The following is a 16,456-nucleotide window of genomic DNA, read 5'->3' as shown; positions in this document are numbered from 1 at the left end:
CATTCCATGACATTCAAACCAGTGTTGCACTTCAAACGTGAATCCACACCCCCGCGTGCGCGGGGGTGACGTTCAGTAGATGGGCCGGGAAGCGCGGGGCCTTCGACAGGCTCAGGCTGAGCGGGGGTTGGGTGACGAACTGGGATAATGCCAAGCGCAGCCGCGCCTCACCGCACCTGCCGCTTCTCCAGCTTGCGCGCCAGGGTGCGGCGGTGCATCCCCAGCCTGCGCGCGGTTTCCGACACGTTGAAGCCGGTATCGACCAGGGTCTGGTGGATATGCTCCCATTCCACGGTCTTGATCGAGGACTGGCGCGTGTCGAGCGCGGTATCGGCATCGCCTTCGGTCCGGGCGAAGGCGGCTTCGATATCGTCGGTGTTCGACGGCTTGGCGAGATAATGGTCCGCGCCCAGCTTGATCGCCTCGACGGCCGTCGCGATGCTGGCAAAGCCGGTGAGCACCACGATCCGCGCCTCGGGCGCAGCGGCGCGGACGGCCTGGACGCAGGTCAGGCCCGAGACCGAGCCTGAGAGCTTCAGGTCGATCACCGCGTGCGTGGGTTTGAGGCCGGTGTCGAGCAGCGCGACCAGTCCGTCATGGCCCGATGCCGATTCGACCGCATAGCCGCGCCGCTCGAACGATCGCCTCAGGGTGCGCGCGAAGGTTTCGTCATCCTCGACGATCAGCAACTGACGGGTGTCGGTCATGTCCGCGCTCCTGTCGGATAGGCGATGGCATCCAGCGGCAACCATATGGTGACTTCGGCGCCGCCCTGCTCGCGATTGCCCGCGCGCACCTCTCCGCCCAGCTTGCGCATCACGTTGACGAGCAGGAACAGCCCCAGGCCGCCGCCGGGCTTGCCCTTGGTCGATCGGTACGGCTTGCCGAGGCCCTCGAGAATGTCCTGCGCAAAGCCGGGGCCCCTGTCGGTCACGGTCAGCTCGAGCGCCTCACCCTGGCGCGCGGCGCGGATGCCGACCCATTGCGGCGAGACATCGACCGCATTGTCGATCACATTGCCGATCACCTGGCGCAGCGCGGGGTCGGAGACGATCGCGACATCCTGGCCGAACCGGTCGTGATATTCGAGCGCATCGAGCCCGCGCGTCACCTGCCATTCGTCGACGATGTCGCGCAGGAACGCGCGCATCGTGGTGCGCTCGGTCGCCTCGCCGCGCGCCTCGCCGGCGGACATCAGGATGCCGCTGACGATCGTCTTGCAGCGCTGCACCGCGTTTTCCATGTCGTCGAGATCGGCGGACAGGTCCGCCGCCTTCAGCTCGGGCATCGCGCGGAAGTCGTTGACGAGCACCGAAAGCGTGGCGAGCGGGGTGCCCAGTTCATGCGCCGCGCCCGAGGCGAGCAGGCCCATGCGCACGATATGGTCCTCTTCCGCTGCCCGCTGGCGGATCGCGGCGAGCGCGGCATCGCGTTCGCGCAGGTTGCGCGCGATGCGGGTGACGAAGGCGACCAGCAGCACCGCGATCAGCCCGAAACAGACAAAGCTGCCCTGCAGGTAGAGGCTGAACTCCTCGTCCTGCAGCTGGGGCGGCAGCGCGAGCGGGACGGGATCGATCGCGAGCACCGCCAGTGCGCCGAGCGAGGCCGCGACCATCGCCCAGGATGCCGCCGGGCGCAGCACCATCGCGCCGATCACCACCTGCAGCAGGAACAAAGCCGCAAACGGATTGGCGACCTTGAATCTATACTTTATGTCTCTGGGTATAGCTCCTTTAATAACTGCATAGTCTTCTTTCTTGCTGCCAGGTGAGCGCCGCGATGTCGAACATCAGCGCAGTGAACAGCGCATATTCGAGCCCCGCCTCGAACCGGCGCAGCATGTACAGCGTGACGATGTTGATGAACACGAGCAGGCTGATCGCCGCGAGCAGCGGCGCGAGCGGCAGCGCGATGCCCATCGGCCCGTGCACCAGCAGGATCGTGAACAGCTGCCCGCCGACCGCAAGCCAGCGCAGCTGGATGAGCAGCGCCATGTTGCGCCGCACGGCATCGGTGATCTGGGGGGCGGGGGTCGCGATCATCGCCGCTGCCATACCAGCTTTGCGCCGAACAGGCACCCGAGCGCGAGCGCCAGCCAGGTGAAGGCGTACACGGCATGGTTGTCGCTGAAGCGGATGACGGTGAGCCCGCCCACCGGATAGCCGCCGGCATTAGGCGCGGCATCGGCGTCGATGAAATAGGGGGCAGTGCGCTCGAGGCCGCGCGCGGCGGCGATCGCGGCGACATCGCGCGAATACCAGCGATCGGCGCCGGGGTCGTTCGAGCGCAGGAAGCCGCCGCCCGGCTCGGTGATGCGCAGCAGGCCGGTAACCCGCACCACGCCTGCCGGATTGCCCGCCGCGCGCGTCGCCGGATCGCGCCGGTCGGGGGGCACGAAGCCGCGATTGACCAGCACGGTGAAGCGCCCACCCACCAGCGGCGTCAGCACCCAGTAGCCGCCGCCGCGTTCGGTGACGGCCTGGACCAGCGTCTCGCGATCATGCGCAAAGCGCCCCGCAAAGGTGACCCGGCGATAGGCGTCGCGCTCCTGGGTGATGCGCGGCCATCGGTCGGGGCCGGGCGCGGCAACCGGCGCGGCGGTGCTGCGGCTGTCGACCGCCTCGATCAGCGCATGTTTCCACGCGCGGCGCTGCACCTGCCAGGCGGCAAGGCCGAAGCCCGCCATCGCCAGCGCGAGCAGCGAGACGACCAGCACGACCCGCGCGGCTGGCCGGGCCCGGGTCACGGGATCTGGCTCATCTCTTCATGCGCCTGGGGCATCATGTTGGTGTTGAGATGGCTCATCACCCACAAGGAGCCCGAGAGCATGATGCCGACGACGATGATCGTGAAGATCAGCGAGGTTATCGACCAGCCGCCCTCGGCCTTGGGGCTCATATGGAGGAAATAGACCATGTGCACGACGATCTGCACCACGGCGAGGCCCAGGATCGTCACGCCGGTGACCGCTGGCGAAAGCGCGCCGGTCATCACCAGGCCGAACGGGATCGCGGTCAGGATGACCGAGAGGACGAAGCCTATCGTATAATCGCGATACGAGGCGTGCGGGATCTCGATGCCGTGGCTGTCATGCTCGGCCTGTTCGGCATGGGTGGTGGCAGCGCTCATCACAGCATTCCCATCAGATAGACAAAGGTGAACACGCCGATCCAGATCACGTCGAGAAAGTGCCAGAACAGGCTGAGGCACGCAACGCGGCGCTGGTTGGCGGGGTTGAGGCCATGGCGGCCGAGTTGGACGATCAGTGTCACCAGCCACACCAGCCCGAAGGTGACGTGCAGCCCGTGCGTGCCGACCAGGGTGAAGAAGGCCGAGAGGAACGCGCTGCGCTGCGGCGTCGCGCCGATATGGATCAGGTGCGAGAATTCGTAGAGCTCGATCGCAAGGAACGCCGCGCCGAACAGGCCGGTGACCGCAAGCCACATCTGGACATGGCGCAGGTTCCTGTTCTGCATCGCGATCATCGCGAGGCCATAGGTCAGCGACGAGAACAGCAGCATCGCAGTGTTGAGCGCGATCAGGTTGAGGTCGAACAGGTCCTTCGGGCCGGGACCGGCGGCGAGGTTGCCGCCGAGCACCGCATAGCAGGCAAACAGGATCGCGAAGATGAGGCAGTCGCTCATCAGATAGATCCAGAAGCCCAGCAAGGTGCTGTGGCCCTCGGGATGCGGATGCTCGTCGATCTCGTAATAGACCGGCTTGTCGTTGCCGGCGGGCAGGGTGGTGCTGCTCATGGGCTCAGGCTCCTGCCGCTTGCAACTGACGCAGCCGCGCCGCTTCGGTCGCGGCGACCTGCGAGGCCGGGATATGGAAATCGCGCTTGTAGTTGAACGTGTGCGCGATCGCCGCGCCGATCAGCCCGACCAGGCCGAGCCCCGCCAGCCACCAGATATGCCAGACCAGCGCAAAGCCCGCGACGGTGCTGATCCCCGCCAGGATGACGCCGGCGCCGGTGTTCGACGGCATGTGGATGTCCTTGTAGCCCTCGGCCGGATGCTCGACGCCCGCCGCCTTCATGTCGTACCAGGCATCGAGCGCGTGGATGCGCGGGGTGAAGGCGAAATTGTAATCGGGCGGGGGCGAGCTGGTCGCCCATTCGAGCGTGCGGCCATTCCACGGATCGCCCGTCGTCTCGGCGAGTGCCTCGCGCTTCCAGATGCTGACGGCAAACTGGATGAGCATCGCGGCGATGCCGGCGGCGATCATCAGCGCGCCCACAGCGGCGATGGCGAACCAGATCTGTAAGGAAGGATCGTCGAACACCCGCATCCGGCGCGTCACGCCCATCAGGCCGAGCACGTAGAGCGGCATGAAGGCGACCCAGAAGCCGGGGACCCAGCACCAGAAGCTGACCTTGCCCCAGAACGGATCGAGCTTGAAGCCGAACGCCTTGGGCCACCAGTAGTTGATCGCCGCGAAGATGCCGAACAGCACGCCGCCGATGATCACGTTGTGGAAATGGGCGATCAGGAACAGCGAGTTGTGCAGCACGAAATCGGCAGGCGGCACCGCGAGCAGCACGCCGGTCATCCCGCCGATGGTGAAGGTGAGCATGAACGCCACCGTCCACATCATCGGCAGCTCGTAGCGGATGCGGCCGCGATACATGGTGAACAGCCAGTTGAACAGCTTGGCCCCGGTGGGGATCGAGATCACCATCGTGGTGATGCCGAAGAAGCTGTTGACGCTCGCACCCGAGCCCATGGTGAAGAAATGGTGCAGCCACACGACGTACGACAGGATCGTGATGACCACCGTCGCATAGACCATCGAGGTATAGCCGAAGAGCTTCTTGCCCGAGAAGGTCGAGGTGACCTCGCTGAACACGCCGAACAGCGGCAGGATCAGGATGTACACCTCCGGATGGCCCCAGATCCAGATGAGGTTGACGTACATCATCGACGACCCGCCAAAGTCGTTAGTGAAGAAATTGGTGCCGACATAACGGTCGAGCGTCAGCAGCGCGAGCACCGCGGTGAGCACGGGGAAGCTGGCGACGATCAGGATATTGGCGCACAGCGAAGTCCAGGTGAACACCGGCATCTTCATCAGGCCCATGCCGGGCGCGCGCATCTTGAGGATCGTGACGATCAGGTTGATCCCCGACAAGGTGGTCCCAACGCCCGCGATCTGCAGCGCCCAGATATAGTAATCCACCCCGACACTGGGGCTGTAGGCAATACCCGAAAGCGGCGGATAGGCGAGCCATCCGGTCGCGGCGAACTCGCCGACGAACAGCGAGGCCATGGTCAGCACCGCGCCCGAGGTGGTCATCCAGAAGCTGAAATTGTTGAGGAACGGGAAGGACACGTCGCGCGCGCCGATCTGGAGCGGAACGACATAGTTCATCAGCCCGGTGATGAACGGCATCGCGACGAAGAAGATCATGATCACGCCATGCGCGGTGAAGATCTGGTCGTAATGGTGCGAATTGAGATAGCCCTCGGACCCGCCGAACGCCATGACCTGCTGCAGCCGCATCATGATCGCATCGGCAAAGCCGCGCAGGAACATGACGAGGCCGAGGATCATGTACATGATCCCGATCTTCTTGTGGTCGACCGTGGTGAACCACTCCTTCCACAGATAGCCCCACAGCTTGTAGCGGGTCACCAAGGCGAGCAGCCCGATGCCGCCGATGATCACCACGACCATGGTGCTGAGCACGATCGGATCGTGCGGCAGCGAGTTCCAGCCGAGCTTGCCGAACAGGAAGGTCGGCTCGGCGGCGGAGGTGGAGGGGACGGCGTCGGTGCTCATGATACGGGGTCCGTGGTTCCGGCCTGGCTCAGCTCGGAAGGTTTCGGGGAAGCCTGGGGGGCCGTCTTGCGCGCGATGAAGCGCGGGCCGCCGGGCCGGGGCAGACCTGCACCGGTCAGGCTTGAAAGATCGATCACGCGATCCTCGATCCGCTTGAGGCTTTCGCCGAGCAGTTCGGGATTGGTGCAGTTCTCGGCGATATAGCGGTCGCTGGCGGTGTCGCCGGTGCCGCGCGCGGCGTGCTTGTCATAGGAGAGCTGGCGGACATTGTGCAGGCCGGCGAGCCCCATGCCGCCGCGCGCGTCGATCGCCATCATGTCGTGCATACACATCTTGCCCGGCTCGGCGCATAGGTTGACGATGCGGTCGAACAGATCGGGCTCGACACGCGCATAATGGCGCACCGGCTCCTTCTCGCTCGGCCGTTCGAGCTTCAGATACGTCGCGCGGTCGAGCGTCTGGCCCTCGGCGCGTGCCTTCGCGGTCCATTTGGCGAAATCCTCCGCGCTCAGGCTGCGCACGCCGAAGCGCATGTTCGAAAAGCCCGCGCCCGAGTAGTTCGCGGAAAAGCCGGTGAAGCGCCCGGTCTCGTTGAACACCGCGTGCAGCTTGGTCTCCATGCCCGGCATCGCATAGATCTGCCCGGCCATGGCAGGGACATAGAAGCTGTTCATGACCGAGGAAGAGGAAATGCGGAACTTCAGCGGGCGGCCTTCGGGCACGGCAAGCTCGTTCACCGTGGCGATGCCCTGTTCGGGATAGATGAACAGCCATTTCCAGTTGAGCGCCACCGCCTGCACCTCGAGCGGCTTGTCCTTTTCGGTCACGGCCTGTCCGGGCGCGGTGCGCGCGAGCGGGCGATAGGGGTCGAGCAGATGCGTGCCGACCCAGGTCACCGCGCCCAGGCAGATGATGATCAGCAGCGGGATCGCCCAGATGGCAAGCTCGAGCTGGGTCGAATGGTCCCAGTCGGGCTTGTAGGTCGCGGTCTCGTTCGCCGCGCGGTACTTCCACACGAAATAGCCGGTCAGCGCCATGACGGGGACGATGATGATCAGCATCAGCAGCGTCGAGATGACGACGAGATCGCCCTGCTGCTGCGCGACATCGCCCGCGGGGTCGAGCACGACCATGTTGCATCCGCCGAGCAGCGGCAACAGGCAGGCGGCGGCAATGGCCGGCGGCAGGCGAAGGCGAGTCATGGAGCGCGACATGACCGCCCAATTAGACCTGCATGCTGCAAGCGCACATAGGACATTTTGTCCAAGTGCATTGATCTGGATCAAAGTTGCATAAGGCGCGTGTAGAAATTTACCCGCTCCAAGCTCGAGGAAATGCCCATGGTGGCCGACACCGTCCCCACGACCGAGGCCGAACGCGATGCTCGCGCGGTCAATGACGATGGCCATTCGGTCGGGCCGGGCGAGATCGCGATCGGCGTGGTCATCGGGCGTACGTCCGAATTCTTCGACTTCTTCGTCTATGCCATCGCCTCGGTGCTGGTCTTTCCCAAGCTGGTCTTCCCCTATCTCGATCCGCTCGAAGGCACGCTCTGGTCGTTCGCGATCTTCGCGCTCGCCTTTGTCGCGCGGCCGGCGGGCACGCTGATCTTCACCGCGGTCGACCGCGCCTATGGTCGCGGCGCCAAGCTCACCATCGCGCTGTTCCTGCTCGGCGGATCGACGGCGGCGATCGCGTTCCTTCCCAGCCATGCCAGTATCGGCATCGGCTCGGCGCTGCTGCTCGCCCTGTTCCGCATGGGCCAGGGCGTGGCGCTGGGCGGCTCGTGGGATGGTCTCGCCTCGCTGCTCGCGCTCAATGCGCCCAAGGAGAGACGCGGCTGGTACGCGATGATCCCGCAACTGGGCGCGCCGTTCGGCCTGATCGTCGCCAGCCTGCTGTTCGCCTTCCTGATTTCCGCGCTGCCGGCAGAGGATTTCCTCGCCTGGGGCTGGCGCTATCCGTTCTTCGTCGCCTTCGCGATCAACGTCGTCGCGCTGTTCGCGCGCCTGCGCATCGTGGTGACGCCCGAATATACCGAGCTGTTCGAGAGCCAGACGCTCCAGCCTGAGCCGGTGCTCGCGACCGTGCGCAGCGAGTGGCGGATCATCGTGCTGGGCGCGTTCGCCCCGCTCGCCAGCTTTGCCATGTTCCACATGGTGACGGTCTATCCCTTGAGCTGGGTGTTCCTGTTCACCGAAGAATCGCCGGTGCGCTTCCTGCTGATCGAGGCGGTGGCGGCAGCGCTCGGCGTGCTCGCGATCCTCGCCTCGGGCAAGCTCGCAGACGCCTATGGCCGCCGCAACCTGCTCGCCGCGACCGCCGTGGCGATCGCCGCGTTCAGCGGGTTCGCGCCGCAGCTGCTCGATGCCGGCGGGGCGGGCGAGGCGGCGTTCATGTTCGGCGGGTTCATCCTGCTTGGGCTCGCCTTTGGCCAGTCCTCGGGGGCCTTGTCCTCATCCTTCCCGCTCAAGCACCGCTATACCGGCTCGGCGCTGACCTCCGATCTCGCCTGGCTGTTCGGTGCCGGCTTTGCGCCGATGGTCGCCTTGTGGCTCTCGGCCAATTACGGGCTGCTCGCCGCTGGGGCCTATCTGCTCTCGGGCGCGCTGGCGACGCTGATCGCGCTCTGGTTCAACCGCGAACTCGGCCAGCAGCAATAAGGGGCAGACAGGGCCAGCGATGTTCGTCCCGTTCGATCCCGACTGGCCGCCCTTCGATCCGCCGCGCGCCCGGCCGCCAAGGCCGCCCCGCCGCATCAGCCCCGCGCAGGAAAAGCGGCTGATGCAGGCGATAGGCCTCAACCTGCTGCTTGCGATCGTGGCGCCGATCGGTGGCGCAACGGTGATCGCGGCGCTGCTCGGCTGGTGGGGCTAGCGGGTACGAAAGCCTGACCCGGGCACGCAAAAGGGGAGCATCGCTGCTCCCCTTTCGTGTTTTCAAGCCCGTCTGGCCAGGGTTCAGAAGCGCGTACCGACCTCGACGCCGAAGACGCGCGGCTCGTTCACATAGGCGGTCAGATTGTTGAAATCGATGCCGCCGGTGGCCGAGACATTGTTGGTGATGTTGCGCGCAAAGGCCGCGACATCGAGCCGGCCATTGCTGGTGCGATAACCGAAGCGCAGGCCGCCCTCGATCAGGCTGTCGTCGCTGAACTCGACCGAATTGTAGAGGAAGAACTGGATGCGCGAGCGATAATACCAGTCGGTGAAGACATAGAGCTCGCCATCTCCCACCGGATGGGCATAGCCGGCCGTCCAGTTGACCGACCATTTGGGCGATTGCGGCAGGCGGTTGCCGTCGATCGAGAAGATGCCCGGACGGCCCGCGACCGGTGCGTCGAGCACGGTGCACGGCGCGCCGCATCCGGCCACGCCCAGGCCCGGCGACTTGATCTCGTTCTCGTTGAAGCCGATGCCGATGCTGAGGTCGAGCCCGTCGGTCGGCCGCGCGGCCAGCTCGGCCTCGAAGCCATAGCCTTCGACATCATCGGCATTGAGCAGCGCGGTGACATTGCCGCCGCCGCCGACCGCGGTCAGCTGCAGGTCCTCGGTGTTGAAATAATAGCCGGTCAGGTTGAACCGCGCCGCGCCATCGAACAGCACGGTCTTGATGCCGGTCTCGTACGACATGGTGCGTTCGGCATCGGCGACCGACAGCGCGCGACCGAAGGCGAGGCGGCCCTGGATCGAGGGCGCGCGATAGCCGCGCGCGGCGCGGGCGAAGATGTTCACCGCATCGCTCACCGGATAGACCGCGCTCAGGTCCCAGGTCAGCAGGTTCGCCTTGGCCTCGGTGCGTAGCGTGGGCACCGGTCCGCCAAAGCCCAGGAATCCGGGACGCGTGTCGATCGGGCGCGCGGCGGCAAAATCGCGGTCGTCGTCATTGTAGCGCGCGCCGGCCTGGAGGATCAGGCCGTTGTCGAACGTGTAGCTCAAGGTCCCGAACAGGCCGAAGGCATTGGTCACCTGGCGCTGCACCGCGACCGCAGCGGCCACGGTATCGGCCGGCGCGCCATAATCGAGCGTGGTGATGTCGAGCCGCTCGTTGAAGAAGAAGCCGCCGATCTGATAGCCGAGGCCGGTCTGGTTGTTCGAGGCGAGGCGCACTTCCTGCGTGTACTGGTCTAGGCTGGGCACGTCGTCGCGGGTCTGGGCCGAGAACGGGATCACGCCGGGCCCCTGGCTGGGCGCGAAGGCATTGCCGAAGCCGCCGTCGATATCGCCGCGGCTCTTGAGATTGCCGTTCCAGTAGGACGTGACCGAGGTCAGCGTTGCCGGGCCGAAATCATAGTCGACTGTCAGGCCGACATTATAGGTGTTGAGCTCCTGGAAATTGATCCCGTCCGAACGGATCCGGTCGCGCCGGAACTCGGTGCCGGGGCCGCCTAGGCCGATCAGTTCGTTGCTGCCGCGCTGGAACACGTTCGCGCGGAACAGGATCGCCGATCCGTCGAGCACGCGGACCTGGCCGGTCAGCCGCGCGGTGAGCGGGCCGTCCTCGTACTGCAGCTGCAGCCGTCCGGCGAAATCGTCATAGCCCCCCAGGTCATCGCCCGCGCCATTGTCGACATTGTCGACCCAGTGGTCGCGGTGCTGGTAGAAGCCCGAGGCGCGGAACGAGAAGCCGTTGCCAAGGTTCGCGCCGACCGCGCCTTCGAGCTGGATGGTGTTGAACCGCGCCCAGCTCGCCTTGGCATAGCCGCCATCGGCGCCGGGCTTGACCATATCGAACTTGACGATGCCGGCGGGCGTGTTGCGGCCGAACAGCGTGCCCTGCGGGCCGCGCAGCACCTCGATCCGGTCGAGATCGAAGATCGGGAAGCCCTTGAGGATCGGGTTTTCCAGCACGACATCGTCATAGACCAGGCTGACCGGCTGCGAGGCGTTGAGGTCGAAATCGGTGTTGCCGAGACCGCGAATATAAAAGCGCGGGAAGCTGCGGCCGAACGAGCTTTCGATATTGAGGTTGGGCACGCGTCCGGCGAGGCCGCGAATGTCGCCGCCGCCCGCCTGCACCGCCGCCAGCGCATCGTTGCTCAGCGTCGAGATCGACAGCGGCACGTCGCGCTGGTCCTGCTCGCGCTTCTGCGCAGTGACGACGATGACACCGACGCCGCGCTCGGCTTCATCGGCCTGCTCGCCAGCTGTCTGCGCCGCTGCGGGCGAGGCCAGGGCGCAGCCGAAGGCCGCGGCGGACAGCGCGATCGACGAAACCAGGCGATGGGACAAGGCACGCATCGGTAAAAACCCCCAATATGACGAATGTTGCGGAAATGTGACAAGCCATTGGCCTGTCATCACGTGTCCCAGCCATCGCCGAAATGCGGCATTGCCGTCAATTCGTCTCTCGCTGCGCCGCAACATTCTTCAAACATGTGGCGTTTTTGATACAGGATTGTGTCACCAAGGCAGGCAGCCTTGTCGATCCTTATCAATGGCTTGGCTTCCAGACCGGAGCGCACCGCCCGCGCCGCGAACGGGCGTGATCAGTCTTCGACGATGGCGCTTGTGGTCCGGGTATCGCGCATGCGGATATAGACGATGAGCGAAAGCGCGATCATGCCGGTGACATACCAGTAGAAGCCACGCTCCCATCCGGCATCCTTGAAGCTGAGCGCGACATATTCCGCGGTGCCGCCGAAGATGGTGTTGGCCAGCGCATAGGGCAGCGCGACGCCCAGCGCGCGGATATGCGCGGGGAACAGCTCGGCCTTCACCACCGCGTTGATCGAGGTATAGCCGGTGACGATCGCCAGCCCGGCGAGCACAAGCGCAAAGGCCGTCATTGGATCGCGCGTGGTCTCCAGCGCGGCGAACAGCGGGTAGGTGCCCAGGACTCCCAGAACACCGAAGCCGACGAGCAAAGGCTTGCGCCCCACCCGGTCGCTGAGTGCGCCCGCCACCGGCTGCAGCAGCATGAACACGAACAGGCTCGCGCCGTTGATCCGCGAGGCGGTCTCGCGGTCGAAGCCCGAGGTGTTGACCAGGAACTTCTGCATGTAGATCGAGAAGGCATAGAAGGCGAGCGTGCCGCCTGCGGTCATCAGCATCACCGTCAGCGCCTCGCGCGGGTGATGGCGGAACAATGCCAGCATGCCCGATTTCGGCGCATCGCTGGCTTGTGCGTTGGCAAAGCTCTCGGTCTCGGCCAGGCCGCGCCGGATCCAGAACACGACGACTGCGAGCGCCGCGCCGATGGCAAAGGGAATGCGCCAGCCCCAGGCGTCGAGCGCGGCTTCGCTCAGCACCGCCTGCAGCACCAGCAGCACGCCGATCGCCAGCAGCTGCCCGCCGATCAGCGTGACATATTGGAAGGACGAGAAAAAGCCGCGGCGTCCCTTGCCTGCCATTTCAGACAGATAGGTCGCGCTCGCGCCATATTCGCCGCCGACCGAAAGCCCCTGCATCAGCCGCGCGAGCACCAGCAAAGCCGGCGCGAGCAGGCCTGCGGTCTCATAGGTCGGCGCGACCGCGATCAGCAGCGATCCGGCGCACATCAGCGAGACCGACAGCGCCAGCCCGCTCTTGCGCCCCTTGCGATCGGCATAGATGCCCATCGCCCAGGCCCCGATCGGCCGCATGAAAAAGCCCACCGCGAACACCGCCGCCGCGCCGAGCAGCTGCGCGGTGCTGTCGCCCGAGGGGAAGAAATGCGGCGCGAAATAGAGCGTGAACGCCGCATAGGCATACCAGTCGTACCATTCGACCAGATTGCCCGTGGACCCTCCGATAATGGCCTTGGCGCGCGCGCGCGTGGTCGGGCGATGGCTGGGAGGCGAAGCGGCGGTCATCGGCGCGCCGGCTTCCGGCAGGGGCCGGCCATGGTGCGCGATTTGCGAAGCTGTTCCATATTCGTCCCATGCGAAGCGAGCGAGCGAAGCGGCGCGCGATCGCGCCGAGCCCTGGCCAAGCTGGGTAATCGCCACCGTCCCAAAGCGCAATGCAAGCCGCATCGCTATCCTGCGCGCACCATGGGCGTCTCCTTCCGCCCGGCCATACCGTACGACGGCTGCCCGATCACCGGCTAGCTCGACAGGATGTCCCGGATCTTGCGCGCCAGCATGTCCAGATGGAAGGGCTTGGTCATGATCGACATCCCGTGGTCGAGATGCCCGTGGCCGATCGTCGAGTTCTCGGCATAGCCGGTGATGAACAGCACCTTGAGGTCGGGCCGGACCATCCGCGCCGCGTCCGCCACCTGGCGGCCGTTCAACCCGCCGGGCAGGCCGACATCGGTGATCAGAAGGTCGATCCGGACATCGGAGTTGAGAATGCTCAGCCCCGAAGGTCCATCGGACGCCTCGATGGCACGATAGCCGTTCTCGGTGAGCACTTCGCCGACCAGCATCCGCACGGTCGGCTCATCGTCGATCACCAGCACCACCTCGCCGTTGCTCGACGCCGATTCGGCTCGCTCGTCGGTAACGACCGGTTCGGATGCCTGCGCGCCCGTATGCCGCGGCAGATACAGGCACATCGTCGTCCCCTGGCCGACCTCCGAATAGATCCGCACCTGTCCGCCCGACTGGCGGGTGAAGCCATAGATCATCGACAATCCAAGACCCGTTCCCTGACCCAGCGGCTTGGTGGTGAAAAAGGGATCGAACGCCTGGGCGATGACATCGGGCGCCATCCCGGTTCCGGTATCGGTGACCGAGAGCGACACATATTGCCCGGGCTGCAGTGCCTGTTCGGCCGCCGATCGGTCGTCGAACCACTTGTTGGCGGTCTCGATCGTCAGCCGCCCGCCTTCGGGCATCGCGTCGCGGGCGTTGATGCACAGGTTGAGCAGCGCGTTCTCGAGCTGATGGGCATCGACGAACGTCGTCCACAGCCCGCTCGCCCCGACGATCTCGAGATGGACCTGCGGACCGATCGTCCGGCGCACCAATTCTTCCATGTCCGCTATCAGCCGGTTCACATTGACCGGGCGGGGGTCGAGCGTCTGTCGGCGCGAGAAGGCGAGCAGCCGGTGGGTCAGCGATGCGGCGCGCTTGACCGCGCCCTGCGCTGCGGCACAATATCGCTCGAGCGTATCGAGCCTGCCCTGGCTGAGCCGGGCCTGCATCATTTCCAGGCTTCCGCCGATCGCCGCGAGCAGGTTGTTGAAGTCATGCGCCAGGCCGCCGGTCAGCTGGCCCACGGCCTCCATCTTCTGCGACTGTCGCAGCGCGTCCTCGGTCCTGACCAACTGGCCGGTCCGTTCCTCGACCCGCGCTTCGAGCGTGGCGTTGAGATCGCGCAGCTCGCCTTCCGCCCGCGCGCGCTCGATATGCGCCCAGGACCGGTCGGCAACGTCGCGGATCAGCGTGAGCTCGTCGGGCCGCCACTCGCGCGGGGCCTTGTCGTGGATTGCCATCATCGCGATCAGCCGTCCCTCCTTGATCAGCGGCATGCAGATCGTCGCGCTGATGCCGATATTCTGGAAGGTGGCGGCTTCGTCCGGCGCAAGCTCCGCCGGGATGTCATGAAGGATCAGCGGCCGGCCCGCGCGCAGCTCGGTCACCGCACGCCTGCCGAACAGGGCGAGGCTGTAATGCCCGGCAATCGACGGCGATCCAGGCGCGGCCCAGTCGCCGCGGATGGTGAAGCTGTCCTGATCCTCGTCGACATCGGCATAGGCACAGTTCGATACCGCCATCTGCTCACCCACCATCCGCGTGGTGATTTTCATGACCGCATCGGCATCCCCCGCTGCGGTCGTGGCGCGTCCGACCGAATCGAGGAACGTGAGCCGCTCGTTGGCCAGCCGCAGCGCGAGCTCGGCACGGCGGCGTTCGACCGCGGTGCGGGTGCGGTCGGCGATTTCGCGCAGGAAATCGATTTCATCCTCGCGCCAGACGCGCGCCCGGCCGTGGTTGAGGTAGAAAAGCGCCACCGTTTCGCCTTGCTCGGAGACGGGCATGTTGACCACCGCCTGTGCGGTGATGGCCTTGAGCGCGTCTGCGGTATCGCGTGTCCTGGGATCGATGTCGGCGTCCTCGAACACCACCGTCTCGCCGCGCACCAGATCTTCGATATAGCTGCCATAGTCGCGGAAATTGAGCGTGCCGGCGAGGCTTTCGACACCCGGCGCGTTCCAGTCGCGCTCGATGGTGATCGTCTCCGCGACGGGATCGACCGTGCCATAGCCGGCGCGATCGACATCGAGCGTCTCACCCAGGATGCGCCCTGCGGTGAACGAGATATCGGCCGCGTTGTCCAGATCGCGAAAGGCATCGGACAGCGCGACCAGGCCCTTTCGCATGCGTTCGGCGCGCACGCGTTCGGTAATGTCGAGCGAAATGCCGGTGATCTTGTAGGGCGCGCCGTTGGTCAGATAGCTCGATCGTCCGCGCATCGTCACGAACCGCACATCGGCATCGGGCATCACCACCCGGAAATCGATGTCGCAATCGGTGCGCTGCTCGACGCTCGAGCTGAGCTCGCGTTGCACCTGCTCCCGGTCGTCCGGATGGATGGCAGCGAGCAGATCGGCATAGGTAAAGGGGCGGTCGCCGGTCCAGCCGAAGTTCAGGCGGCACGTCGCGGACGTGGTCAGCTCGTGGCCGGGCAGCGTCAGGCTCCACGCGCCAAAGCGGCCGGCATCGAGCGTGAAGCGCAGTTCGTCCTCGCTGGCCTTCTGCTCGCGCAGCCGCCCCGCCAGTTCCGCGACCAGCGCGGCGTTGCTGTTCTCGAGATTCTCCAGCCGCTCGCGCTCGAGCGTGACGTCGAGCTGGCTGGCAAAGAAATAGGCCAGCTGGCCCGTGGCATCATGCACGGGCGCGAGCAGCAGCCGGTTCCAGAAGGTCTCGCCATCCTTGCGGTAGTTGAGCAGATCGATTTCGATCGAGCGCACCTCCTGCAGCGCTTGACGCACCTTCGCCACCGAATCGCGATCGGTGCGCGGGCCTTGCAGAAACCGGCAATTGCGCCCGACGATCTCGGCCCGCTCGTATCCCGACAGGCGGCAGAAGGCGTCGTTGACGAACACGATGGGATTGTCGGGCTGGCGCGGATCGGTGATCACCATCGGCATGCGCGTCGCGCGGACGGCCGCGACGAAAGGGTCGGTGCCCTTGTCGCGCCCGCCGATTTCCGCTCCGATGCGCTTTGCATCCTGCCGCGCCTGCTCGATATCGGATATCTCGGGAGTCTTCATTACTGGCTTTCGTTCATGGCCGCGCGCGGGCAGTCTGGGTCTGGGCTGACAGGGGGACAAACGGGGGCGTGGCGCGGGCCCGACGAGCCGCGTCTCATGCTGCCGAGCAGATCGGTGTGGCTCGTCATCACCCGCTTCAGGCCTCCCGTCGCCTGGTTGAAGGCGCGTTTCGGATAGCCCTCCAATGCCCGCAAATGCGGCCCAAATTGCTTGCGCATCGGTTTGAAAACGCCTGAAACAGTGCGTCTTCGGGTGTTCTTGAACGCCATTGAGCAAACTCGGCAAATGGGATTGGGTTCCGCGCCCCAGGCTCAAGTCGGTGCACCGGTGTCAGCAATCGCGCCGATATTGGCCTGAAGGGACACGCGGCGCCCGGAGCGGCGACCAGGCAGGTTGCGCAGAAGCGCCGGGCGCGGGCGTGGCGTCGTCGAACGGTGTTGCGCGATCGGGAGCGAGCGGCGGGTGCTCGCTCAAGCGGTGGCAGCCGCCGTGCGCGGATTGACCACGGGGTCCTCGCGCAATCGTGCTGCCG

14 protein-coding genes are annotated in these 16,456 nt (G+C 65.6%); 2 read left to right on the top strand and 12 right to left on the bottom strand.

Going from position 1 to position 16,456, the window contains the following annotated elements; all coding sequences use genetic code 11:
• Positions 1–167: 167 nt before the first annotated feature.
• Genes DM995_RS02665 through cyoA form a run of 8 tightly spaced genes read right to left on the bottom strand, consistent with a single transcriptional unit; the run spans position 168 to position 6,983 of the window.
• On the bottom strand, positions 168–707 hold the full coding sequence (locus DM995_RS02665; RefSeq protein ID WP_116968408.1) for a response regulator transcription factor: 540 nt from the start codon (positions 705–707) through the stop codon (positions 168–170).
• A complete protein-coding gene (locus tag DM995_RS02660; RefSeq protein WP_353653346.1) occupies positions 704–1,675 on the bottom strand; it encodes a sensor histidine kinase in 972 nt (323 codons plus the stop codon). Before DM995_RS02660 ends, DM995_RS02665 begins: the two co-directional genes overlap by 4 nt.
• A 58-nt stretch (positions 1,676–1,733) precedes the next feature.
• The gene (locus tag DM995_RS22725; protein WP_353653345.1) at positions 1,734–2,042 is read right to left on the bottom strand and encodes a hypothetical protein; all 309 of its coding nucleotides are present in this window, start codon (positions 2,040–2,042) and stop codon (positions 1,734–1,736) included.
• On the bottom strand, positions 2,039–2,746 hold the full coding sequence (locus tag DM995_RS02655) for an SURF1 family protein (protein ID WP_502696568.1): 708 nt from the start codon (positions 2,744–2,746) through the stop codon (positions 2,039–2,041). Before DM995_RS02655 ends, DM995_RS22725 begins: the two co-directional genes overlap by 4 nt.
• Positions 2,743–3,129, bottom strand: a complete 387-nt coding sequence (gene cyoD, locus DM995_RS02650) for a cytochrome o ubiquinol oxidase subunit IV (RefSeq protein WP_116968407.1) — start codon at positions 3,127–3,129, stop codon at positions 2,743–2,745. The genes DM995_RS02655 and cyoD overlap by 4 nt, the downstream gene beginning before the upstream one ends.
• On the bottom strand, positions 3,129–3,755 hold the full coding sequence (cyoC, locus tag DM995_RS02645; RefSeq protein WP_116968406.1) for a cytochrome o ubiquinol oxidase subunit III: 627 nt from the start codon (positions 3,753–3,755) through the stop codon (positions 3,129–3,131). The genes cyoD and cyoC overlap by 1 nt, the downstream gene beginning before the upstream one ends.
• 4 nt (positions 3,756–3,759) lie before the next feature.
• A complete protein-coding gene (gene cyoB / locus DM995_RS02640) occupies positions 3,760–5,781 on the bottom strand; it encodes a cytochrome o ubiquinol oxidase subunit I (protein WP_116968405.1) in 2,022 nt (673 codons plus the stop codon).
• Positions 5,778–6,983, bottom strand: a complete 1,206-nt coding sequence (gene cyoA / locus DM995_RS02635; RefSeq protein ID WP_232823999.1) for a ubiquinol oxidase subunit II — start codon at positions 6,981–6,983, stop codon at positions 5,778–5,780. Before cyoA ends, cyoB begins: the two co-directional genes overlap by 4 nt.
• A 138-nt stretch (positions 6,984–7,121) precedes the next feature.
• Between cyoA and DM995_RS02630 the strand changes: the two genes are divergently transcribed.
• Entirely contained in the window at positions 7,122–8,444 is a 1,323-nt protein-coding gene (locus DM995_RS02630) for an MFS transporter (protein ID WP_116970294.1), read from the top strand.
• Between the two features lie 19 nt (positions 8,445–8,463).
• Complete coding sequence (locus DM995_RS02625) at positions 8,464–8,658, top strand: hypothetical protein (RefSeq protein ID WP_023838782.1); 195 nt, start codon at positions 8,464–8,466, stop codon at positions 8,656–8,658.
• An 83-nt stretch (positions 8,659–8,741) separates the two neighbouring features.
• Here the strand turns inward: DM995_RS02625 and DM995_RS02620 are convergent, their stop codons facing one another.
• The 4 genes from DM995_RS02620 to DM995_RS22080 all read right to left on the bottom strand — a co-directional run bounded on the left by DM995_RS02620 (position 8,742) and on the right by DM995_RS22080 (position 16,193).
• Entirely contained in the window at positions 8,742–11,012 is a 2,271-nt protein-coding gene (locus DM995_RS02620; protein WP_232823998.1) for a TonB-dependent receptor, read from the bottom strand.
• Between the two features lie 257 nt (positions 11,013–11,269).
• On the bottom strand, positions 11,270–12,574 hold the full coding sequence (locus tag DM995_RS02615; RefSeq protein WP_116970293.1) for an MFS transporter: 1,305 nt from the start codon (positions 12,572–12,574) through the stop codon (positions 11,270–11,272).
• A gap of 233 nt (positions 12,575–12,807) precedes the next feature.
• Positions 12,808–15,924 carry a GAF domain-containing protein gene (locus DM995_RS02610; protein ID WP_116968402.1) on the bottom strand — a complete coding sequence of 1,039 codons (3,117 nt, stop codon included), beginning with the start codon at positions 15,922–15,924 and terminating at the stop codon, positions 12,808–12,810.
• Entirely contained in the window at positions 15,924–16,193 is a 270-nt protein-coding gene (locus DM995_RS22080) for a hypothetical protein (RefSeq protein ID WP_232823997.1), read from the bottom strand. Before DM995_RS22080 ends, DM995_RS02610 begins: the two co-directional genes overlap by 1 nt.
• Between the last annotated feature and the right edge of the window lie 263 nt (positions 16,194–16,456).

Origin of the sequence: Blastomonas sp. UPD001 (genome assembly GCF_003426715.1) — a bacterium.
GTDB lineage: Bacteria > Pseudomonadota > Alphaproteobacteria > Sphingomonadales > Sphingomonadaceae > Blastomonas.
The sequence above is the reverse complement of the archived record's forward strand: the minus strand, read 5'-3'. Positions and strand labels throughout refer to the sequence as shown.